General features: G+C 70.5%; 2 protein-coding genes. One reads left to right on the forward strand and one right to left on the reverse strand.

Annotated features, from left to right (window positions below; genetic code table 11):
* A partial coding sequence (locus J1M44_RS11315; RefSeq protein ID WP_206481102.1) for a hypothetical protein occupies positions 1-414 on the reverse strand: 414 nt, incomplete at its 3' end.
* Positions 415-598: 184 nt separating this feature from the next.
* Between J1M44_RS11315 and J1M44_RS11320 the strand changes: the two genes are divergently transcribed.
* Positions 599-901, forward strand: a complete 303-nt coding sequence (locus J1M44_RS11320; RefSeq protein WP_206481103.1) for a hypothetical protein — start codon at positions 599-601, stop codon at positions 899-901.
* Positions 902-920 lie beyond the last annotated feature (19 nt).

The raw sequence follows: 920 nt of genomic DNA on the forward strand, positions 1-920 counted from the left end.
GGCTGCGAGGTGCAGGAGGTGCGCGAGGACGGCCGGCGGCACCATGCTCGTCACGGCGATGAGCCACGCCTGGTTGTGGTCCATGTGCCCGGTCTGCACGAGGTGCGCGACAACCTGGGCGGCGAGGGCGAGGACGATGGCGAACCCGGCGCCGATGGTGGCGGAGGCCCGGCCGCGGGCGCCCTTCGGCCTGGTGGCCGCAACGACGGCGGCGATACCGGCGTACGCGGAGAGGGAGAACGGCATGCCGTACGCCCACGGGTCGGTCCAGCCGGCGAAGCGGGCGACGTGGTACTCGCCGGGCATCGACATGACGAGGGTGGCGGCGAGGACGGCGGGGCGTCCGGCGGTGGTGGCGAGTCTGGCGTACCAGGGAGGGGTCTGGCCGGGAGGCCCGTCGCTACGATCACTCATGGATCTGCCCCGATCTCTCAACGGTGTGGGGTAGGTCTGGCCCCGGCCATGTGGCGTTGCGAGCGCCGGCCGGGGCCGTCTTGCTGTGGGCAGTGGCAGCGTGGCTACCATCCGCCCTGTTGTGCAGAGTACTCTACACGCAACGGGCCCGGGTAGTCCGCGCTCCCGAACGAAGGGAGTGGGCGTGGCTGACGAGGAGGTGCAGCGCGTGCTTGATGCGATCGACGCGCTCGGTGAGGGCAGCGCAAGCGATCGGGCGCAGCGGCTGACGCAGCTGCTCGATCAGTGGCCGGACACGCACGCCAGGGTGCGGGAGATGCGGCAGCAGGCTGTAGCCGAGCTGCACGAGGGCGGCCTGTCGTACCGGAAGATCGGCGAGTTGCTCGGGATCTCCTTCGGGAGGGCACGGCAGATCGTCGAGGGTGTGACCAACCCACGGACACAGAAGGTGAAGGGGCCAGCAGGTGACGACGACCAGCCAGGATGAGGGCACGGCGCTGTACCGG

The sequence above is a fragment of the Micrococcus sp. KRD128 genome (assembly GCF_017168395.1).
In the GTDB taxonomy this organism is placed as follows: Bacteria; Actinomycetota; Actinomycetes; order Actinomycetales; family Micrococcaceae; genus Micrococcus; species Micrococcus luteus.